Here is a 6,968-nt window from a genome sequence, read left to right as displayed (position 1 = left end):
CTATGAAAACATGATGACCCCTTACGAAAAGTTCCTGTCACTGAAGGAACCAGAACAGTACCTGAAAGAAGGGATTACACTGGACCAACTAAAGGACAAAGCGGAAGCCATGACCGATAATGAAGCGGCCAGAAAGCTGCAACAAGCCAGAGAAATCCTGTTTCAATTAGTTCATGAGCGACAAGCCGAGGGTTAGGTAGTAGTACCTGCCTTCAGGCTCATTTCAGGATTGGAAAATACTGTCGCTGAAAGAACTGTCGGGAAGTATAGCTACTGAGATGTGAGTTTATTGTTAAGAAGGCCGAAAAAGTTAGGCTTCCCTCCGGAAAAAAACCAACCAAGATGAGTGCCACAATCTGAGCAGCAGGCAAACTGCCAGAAATACCCCGGGAACCAGCTGAATTCAGCGGTCGCTTCGCCAGTCACCAGACATCCTGAAGCCTGGTTGTAACAACTGAACTGAAAAAAGATACCTGCCGGATTGCACTGGGTGTGCTGATGGCTGCCCATCACTGAGAGAGCTGAATCCCCATGTGTAATCGGATGCTTACAGGAGAGGCAGATGATTCGGGAAGACTCCTGTGATTCTTCAGAATCTTCCGGTTGGTCTTTTTTGATCGCCTGTGGGTCATGGACATGACCAATGTCTTTACGTCTGGTACGGTATAGTCCGGATTCTGAGATCATACACAGACCCTGTGACGGAGTAGCTATGAAAAAGGGACATCTGATTGCCCTGGCTTTTGGCTTTGGCATTCTCGCCGTAGCCGCCGGGCTTTACCTGATGCAGCCGGTTGAGGAGCCGCAGCAGGAAAATACTAACAGTGTGGTGATAGAGACACCAGTTACGCCTGAAGATGAGGTACAGCAGCCATTAGAAGGCCAGGACTTCCAGCTGCAAAGTGATGAAGTAACGCGCATTATCATTGATGATCCAGAGGAGGGGGCAGAAGACATTAGCGGTATTCTGTCTGAAAAAGTTCTGATTAATGATGAAGTGATAGACAAGAGTGAGCTTGATGAGCTGGAGCGGCAAGAGTGAGCATGATGGATAAGATGTTTACAAAATGATTACAGAATGTGTGGGAGATGTCTTACACAAACTGATGCCTTCTTCCTGCATTTCATCCCCCCGGGCTATTGGTACATTGAAGATGCATGGATAGCCAATTCACAGGGATGTGAAACCCGCCACGGATAGGCGGGTAATAACCCTGAAATCTCCCCTCAGGGTTTTCCCGAGCCCTTGCCTTTGTAATGATCAGTGATAGTCTAGCGGTGTAATCTCCGTGAAATGTTTTTCTAACTGCCATGAGCAAAGCAAAATGTTGGGGCACTTCTGTGTGGGTGCTCAATACTCCTTTCGCTCCTGGTTGCATAATCAACGTTCAGATGGATTTAAAGGATGTCACCTTTCATAGAGCCCGAAGTTCTGGCCACGCTGCTGAATGATCCCAAGGTGGTTGTGCTTGATGCACGTTTCAGTCTTGCTGATCCCAAATTAGGGCAAACCCTATACAGTCAGGGTCATGTTCCAGGTGCACGATACATCGATCTGGAAAAAGACCTTTCTGCCCCGGTTGTTCCTGGCAAAACCAGCCGACATCCATTACCTGCTCCAGACGTTTTTGCCGAACGGGTTAGAGCGTTTGGCATAAAAAAAGATTCTCATGTGGTGGTCTACGATGATGGTGGTCATGCCATGGCTGCACGGGCATGGTGGCAGTTACGCTGGATTGGGGTTAAGTGTGTTCAGGTGCTGCATGGTGGTTTCAAGTCCTGGTCCGCAGGTCGGTATCCAGTTACAACTGATTTACCTGAAGTGTCAGCTTCTGATTTTATTGAAGATGTTGATCACAGTCTGACGGTTTCCGCAAATGAAGTGATGGAGCAACTGCAGAATCCTGTCTATCGCTTGATTGATGCTCGGGCTCCTGAACGTTTTGCGGGTGAAGTAGAGCCTCTTGATAAAAAAGCCGGGCATATTCCTGGTGCTGTCTGTCACCCCTTCACCTCCAATATGGATGACTCCGGATCTTTTCTGCCTGCAGAGCAGTTACAGCAGCAGTTGGGCAGACTAATGGTAGAGGGACTGCAACCCGTCTTCTATTGCGGCTCCGGTGTGACAGCTTGTCATAACCTTTTGGCTATGGAATACGCAGGAATGAAGGGTGCAAAACTCTATCCGGGTTCCTGGAGCGAATGGATCACTGATGAAAGCAGACCAATAGCTACGGGTCTTGAATAACCACCTTCTGGTTAAATACTTACTGTAAGCGATACGCGACCGAAGTCTGTATACTGTATTCTTTTGTTTGAATGCAATAAGGGCTGAACGATGGGTGGCAGTTATAGATTCCCAATAGGCACTCCTGGCCAGAAGTGGGGAGAGGGTGAGCGCAAAGCCTGGTTTGAACAGACGACTATCAATCGTGAATACCACACAGATGTAGTGCCTAAAATAGTGGCTTTGAAAGAGCACTATGAAGTTGAGCAGTATGGGGCACTTTCTTATGATGCTGAACGCTTTCCCCTGTACGCTATCAAAAGCAGAAACTGGAGTCAGGACAAGCCGGTTGTATTAGTCACCGGTGGCGTTCATGGCTATGAAACCAGTGGTGTGCATGGTGCTTTGAAATTTCTGGAAACAGAGGCTCAAAAGTATACCGATCAGTTTAATATTCTGGTGGCGCCCTGCGTAAGCCCATGGGGCTATGAAACTATTAATCGCTGGAATCCCAACGCCATTGATCCAAACCGCTCCTTTTATAAAGACACGCCAGCGGAAGAGTCAGCCAATCTCATGAAATTGGTAGCGGGCCTTGATCAGGAAGTTCTGGTTCATATCGATCTGCATGAAACCACGGATACTGACGAAACAGAATTTCGCCCGGCGCTGGCTGCTCGCGATGGCCAGGACTACGTCGAAGGTATGATTCCAGATGGTTTCTACACCGTAGGTGATACAGAAAATCCTGTTCCGGAGTTTCAAAAAGCCGTTATCGACTCTGTCAGACAAGTGACGCACATTGCGCCTGCTGATGAACAGGGTGAGATTATTGGATCTTCGGTTGTTCAGGAAGGTGTGATCAACTACCCAATGAAAAAGCTGGGTCTGTGTGGTGGTGTTACAAACTGCAAGTTTGGCACGACTACAGAAGTTTATCCTGACAGTCCAAAAGTGACGGATGAAGAATGCAATGATGCCCAGGTGGCTGCTATTACTGGCGCTTTAGGTTACGTTGCCGGACAATTCTGATTCATCATGAGCCTGTGTTTCCTGCAGGACATCTGGCTGCAGGAAACATAGACAACAAACAAGCTCATAACAAACAGCCATGAGCGGAAAATGTCGCTCACCCTGAACCATGAAAATGGCTACAGAGCTTGATATAGAGGCACTTTCACAATAAACAGAGATTGCTCATCGGCGTAAAGGCGTCAGCTCACGAATATCCTTTTCCATGGCCAGTTTACTGACCACCTGTTGTTGGCTGGTAAAGCCTGAGACAGACATCCTGACTTCGTAGTGACCTCTTTCCGGCACCAGTTCAGCTGAGAAATTGCTGATTTTCAGACCGTCTTCAGCACTGGAATGCAGTACTTTTTCAAGGCTGTCGAGGCTACCTGTTGTGACCAGTCTGAGTTTGAGCTCGCTCACTGTCTTCTCCTTTTTTTCCCGTGACGCTTTACTAGCTTTGGGTGTTGGCTTGCTACCAGGTCAGAAAACCAGAATGTGCCGTCGACTACTTTCAATGCGCACACTGTTCATGACTGCCTGCTATTCAAGGCTTTAATCGTCAAATGTCTTAATTTCACAAAGGCAAAAAAAAGCCCCCGGACCTTGGCTTGGTGCGGGGGCTGTGTTTTCTGCTTTTCAGCTATCCACGACAGACCCCGCAACACATAATCATGTCGCGTTTCATCATGGTTTTGGTCATGGATAGCATGGAATTCATTTCGTTTAATGCACTTGGCTAAATCTATGAGTGCATTGTATATCAAATTTTTCTGGCCAGTGTAAAGAATTTTTATCTTTATTTATCAAGAAAGCTGCCATTATAACGGTGGTTTCAGCTTGCAGAATTGCTTTCAGGAAGACCTCTATAAAAGCGGATTTTCAGACTAGACTGATTCAGGTATCCATCCGGAGCGCTCGCCATGCTTAGAACTAAACATAATTTGAATGATGATTTTGTTCTTATGCAGGAACAGGTTTCCCAATTGAAATCCAGTGATCCAGGCTTCCAGAAACTGGCCCGGGAGTATCATCAGCTTGATCATCAGGTCAGAGGCCTGGAGATGCGTGATGTCCCGACCAGTGATGAACACTTCTCCCAGTTAAAGCGAAAAAGAGTCCATCTCAAGGACGCTCTTTACCGCTGCCTGCAAAAGTGAAACGTTCGTATATGATTGTGAACTTGCCGGCGTTATCGCAGTCTCAGATTGAGTGAGTCAGCAGTTCTAATGCTCAGAATCAGGGCGATTTGCGGTCTGTAAGTAAAAGTAATTCTGCAATTTCGTCGATGGGCGACAGGTTGGGCTTTATCATACGGTTTCATGTAGTATGGCCTGTTCTTTTACTGAAGTAATGCGATGCTCTGAGAGGAGTTAATGAAACAATGGCAAGTTGATAGCTGGAGAGAGATGCCTGTCATCCAGCTGCCAGAATATCCCGATCAAAACCACCTGAAACAGGTAGAGCAGCAACTGCACGGTATGCCGCCACTGGTTTTTGCCGGTGAGGTGAGAGCGCTGCGCCAGAAGCTGGCTGCTGCTACTCAGGGCAAGGCCTTTCTGTTACAGGGAGGTGACTGCGCCGAGAGCTTTTTGGAGTTTTCCGCAGACAATATCCGGGACACCTTCAAAGTTCTGATGCAGATGGCTGTGGTGCTGACTTTTGGGTCCAGCTGTCCGGTGATCAAAGTGGGTCGTATGGCAGGTCAGTTTGCCAAACCACGCTCATCCGGCACAGAGATTATTGATGGTGTTGAGTTGCCTATTTATCGTGGCGACATCATTAATGGTATGGAAGGAACGGCGGATTCCCGAATTCCAGACCCGGAAAGAATGCTCAAGGCCTATCATCAGGCTGCAGCGACTCTGAACCTGCTCAGAGCTTTTGCCCAGGGTGGCCTGGCTTCTCTGGAACAGGTTCATGCCTGGAATCTGGACTTTGTAGCCAGCAGTCCACAGTCTGAGCAATACAGTCATCTGGCTGATCGTATTGATGAGACTCTGGACTTTATGAAAGCCTGTGGAATCTCTTCGGAACATTCCCGGGTGATCAGTGAGACAGATTTTTATACCTCTCACGAAGCTCTGCTGCTGCCTTATGAGCAGGCTATGACCCGTCAGGACAGTATTTCCGGCAACTGGTATGACTGCTCCGCTCATATGCTCTGGGTGGGGGACAGAACCCGTCAGGTTGAAGGTGGTCATGTAGAGTTTGTCCGTGGCATTCATAACCCGATTGGTCTGAAAGCGGGTCCAACCATGCCGCCAGAAGATCTGATTCGTCTGATTGATCTGATTAACCCTGAAAACGAAGCGGGTCGTCTGAACGTTATTGTGCGTATGGGAGCTGACAATGTTGAGAAGCATTTGCCAGAACTGATTCGTGCGGTAGAACGTGAAGGCCGACAAGTGCTGTGGAGTTGTGATCCTATGCACGGTAACACTTTCAAGGCTTCCAGTGGTTACAAGACCCGAGAGGTCAGCCGTATCCTGCGTGAGGTAAAACAGTTCTTCGCTGTTCATCAGGCAGAAGGTACTTATGCCGGTGGTGTTCACTTTGAAATGACCGGTCAGAATGTGACTGAGTGCATCGGTGGTTCCCGTGCCGTGACCGAAGATTCTCTGGGTAATCGTTACCACACTCATTGTGATCCAAGACTGAATGCAGACCAGGCACTGGAACTGGCCTTCATGATTTCTGACACCTTGAAAGACTGCCGTAAGATGCGCGAAAGCTGATTATGGTAAAAAGCCGGATTGAGCTCCTTCAGGGCGATATCACTACGGTTCCTGTGGATGGTATTGTCAACGCTGCCAATTCAGCTCTGGCTGGGGGTGGCGGTGTTGATGGTGCGATTCATCGGGCAGCCGGTGCTGAGCAGTTACAGCAAGCCTGTCGTCAGTATAATGGCTGCCCAACCGGTGAAGTGAGATCCACTCCGGCCTTTAACCTGCCTGCCAAAAGGGTGCTGCACACAGTAGGACCCATCTGGCAGGGAGGTCATTCCGGTGAGCCAGAGCTTCTGGCAGACTGCTATCGAAATACCCTTAAGCTGGCAGTGAAAGAGTCGTTGTTATCGGTCTCATTTCCGGCCATCAGTTGTGGTGTATACGGTTATCCCCATCAGTCCGCCACAGAAATAGCCCTGTTCGAAACCTGTCAATTCCTTACTCATCACAACGAGCTTGAGAAAGTCATCTTTGTATTATTTGATCAGCCCCTCTATCAGCTCTATCAGAAGACGCTCCGAACCCTTTCGGCAATTTGACAGTAACCCGCCCCGATATAAAATAAATTGAAATTCGGCGTGTAGCGCAGCCTGGTAGCGCATTTCGTTCGGGACGAAAGGGTCGGGAGTTCGAATCTCTCCACGCCGACCAGCTTGATTGTCTGGATGTTTATATCCTCTATTTCCATTGAATGTATAAAATGAGTCAGCAGTCGGTTTTTAGATATTCTGGTTATTAATGGAAACTAAATGCATTAAATTGATTGCTCTTGAAGTTTGAATTTTTAAAAACTTGATCAAGTTCAATATTAATCTTTGTTACTCCTTATATTTTTAAAATATGCAGGCAAATAAATTATTTTCATTGCGTTTATTTTTGCACGACTGTGTAAATTAATGGTGTTGAAGTGAGATTTGATTTATAGGAGACTCAAAAAGTTGTTTTAAAAATAGCCTTTTTTTTAAAGTTCTAATAAAAATTAATAAAGAGCTAGGTATGAG

At 47.3% G+C, this 6,968-nt stretch carries 9 protein-coding genes and 1 tRNA gene; 8 read left to right on the top strand and 2 right to left on the bottom strand.

Annotated elements, in window-relative coordinates; translation table 11 throughout:
- Nucleotides 1–196, top strand: a 196-nt coding sequence (locus WG89_RS27285; RefSeq protein WP_062269480.1) for a hypothetical protein, incomplete at its 5' end; no start/stop codon positions are given.
- A 74-nt stretch (nt 197–270) separates the two neighbouring features.
- On the opposite strand, the gene WG89_RS27280 is transcribed toward WG89_RS27285, so the two are convergent.
- A complete protein-coding gene (locus tag WG89_RS27280) occupies nt 271–687 on the bottom strand; it encodes a cereblon family protein (RefSeq protein WP_062270807.1) in 417 nt (138 codons plus the stop codon).
- Between the two features lie 25 nt (nt 688–712).
- Here WG89_RS27280 and WG89_RS27275 point away from each other — a divergent pair, with 25 nt between their 5' ends.
- The 3 genes from WG89_RS27275 (at nt 713) to WG89_RS27265 (ending at nt 3,259) form a co-directional block, all read left to right on the top strand.
- Nucleotides 713–1,042: a hypothetical protein gene (locus WG89_RS27275; RefSeq protein ID WP_062270806.1), complete on the top strand. Its 330-nt coding sequence runs from the start codon at nt 713–715 to the stop codon at nt 1,040–1,042.
- A gap of 363 nt (nt 1,043–1,405) precedes the next feature.
- Nucleotides 1,406–2,248: a sulfurtransferase gene (locus tag WG89_RS27270; protein ID WP_062270805.1), complete on the top strand. Its 843-nt coding sequence runs from the start codon at nt 1,406–1,408 to the stop codon at nt 2,246–2,248.
- Between the two features lie 90 nt (nt 2,249–2,338).
- Complete coding sequence (locus WG89_RS27265) at nt 2,339–3,259, top strand: M14 family metallopeptidase (protein WP_062270804.1); 921 nt, start codon at nt 2,339–2,341, stop codon at nt 3,257–3,259.
- Between the two features lie 165 nt (nt 3,260–3,424).
- On the opposite strand, the gene WG89_RS27260 is transcribed toward WG89_RS27265, so the two are convergent.
- Nucleotides 3,425–3,661 (bottom strand): hypothetical protein, encoded by a 237-nt coding sequence (locus WG89_RS27260; protein ID WP_062270803.1) that lies wholly within the window; start codon nt 3,659–3,661, stop codon nt 3,425–3,427.
- Between the two features lie 500 nt (nt 3,662–4,161).
- Between WG89_RS27260 and WG89_RS27250 the strand changes: the two genes are divergently transcribed.
- From WG89_RS27250 to WG89_RS27235, 4 genes are all read left to right on the top strand, one after another.
- Nucleotides 4,162–4,398, top strand: coding sequence for an HP1242/YdcH family protein (locus WG89_RS27250; protein ID WP_062270801.1), 237 nt, complete (start codon nt 4,162–4,164; stop codon nt 4,396–4,398).
- 216 nt (nt 4,399–4,614) lie between these two features.
- A complete protein-coding gene (locus tag WG89_RS27245) occupies nt 4,615–5,976 on the top strand; it encodes a class II 3-deoxy-7-phosphoheptulonate synthase (protein WP_062270800.1) in 1,362 nt (453 codons plus the stop codon).
- Nucleotides 5,977–5,978: 2 nt separating this feature from the next.
- Nucleotides 5,979–6,506: an O-acetyl-ADP-ribose deacetylase gene (locus tag WG89_RS27240; protein ID WP_062270799.1), complete on the top strand. Its 528-nt coding sequence runs from the start codon at nt 5,979–5,981 to the stop codon at nt 6,504–6,506.
- Between the two features lie 35 nt (nt 6,507–6,541).
- Nucleotides 6,542–6,618: transfer RNA gene (locus tag WG89_RS27235), tRNA-Pro, on the top strand.
- Nucleotides 6,619–6,968 lie beyond the last annotated feature (350 nt).

This window comes from Endozoicomonas arenosclerae, from assembly GCF_001562015.1.
In the GTDB taxonomy this organism is placed as follows: Bacteria; Pseudomonadota; Gammaproteobacteria; order Pseudomonadales; family Endozoicomonadaceae; genus Endozoicomonas_A; species Endozoicomonas_A arenosclerae.
Note: the sequence above shows the minus strand (reverse complement) of the source record. Positions and strands in the feature narration are given on the sequence as shown.

Bases quoted from the DNA above. Each gene is read 5' to 3' on its own strand.
- WG89_RS27280 (WP_062270807.1), bottom strand. From the start codon at position 687: ATGATCTCAGAATCCGGACTATACCGTACCAGACGTAAAGACATTGGT.
- WG89_RS27275 (WP_062270806.1), top strand. From the start codon at position 713: ATGAAAAAGGGACATCTGATTGCCCTGGCTTTTGGCTTTGGCATTCTC.
- WG89_RS27270 (WP_062270805.1), top strand. From the start codon at position 1,406: ATGTCACCTTTCATAGAGCCCGAAGTTCTGGCCACGCTGCTGAATGAT.
- WG89_RS27265 (WP_062270804.1), top strand. From the start codon at position 2,339: ATGGGTGGCAGTTATAGATTCCCAATAGGCACTCCTGGCCAGAAGTGG.
- WG89_RS27250 (WP_062270801.1), top strand. From the start codon at position 4,162: ATGCTTAGAACTAAACATAATTTGAATGATGATTTTGTTCTTATGCAG.
- WG89_RS27245 (WP_062270800.1), top strand. From the start codon at position 4,615: ATGAAACAATGGCAAGTTGATAGCTGGAGAGAGATGCCTGTCATCCAG.
- WG89_RS27240 (WP_062270799.1), top strand. From the start codon at position 5,979: ATGGTAAAAAGCCGGATTGAGCTCCTTCAGGGCGATATCACTACGGTT.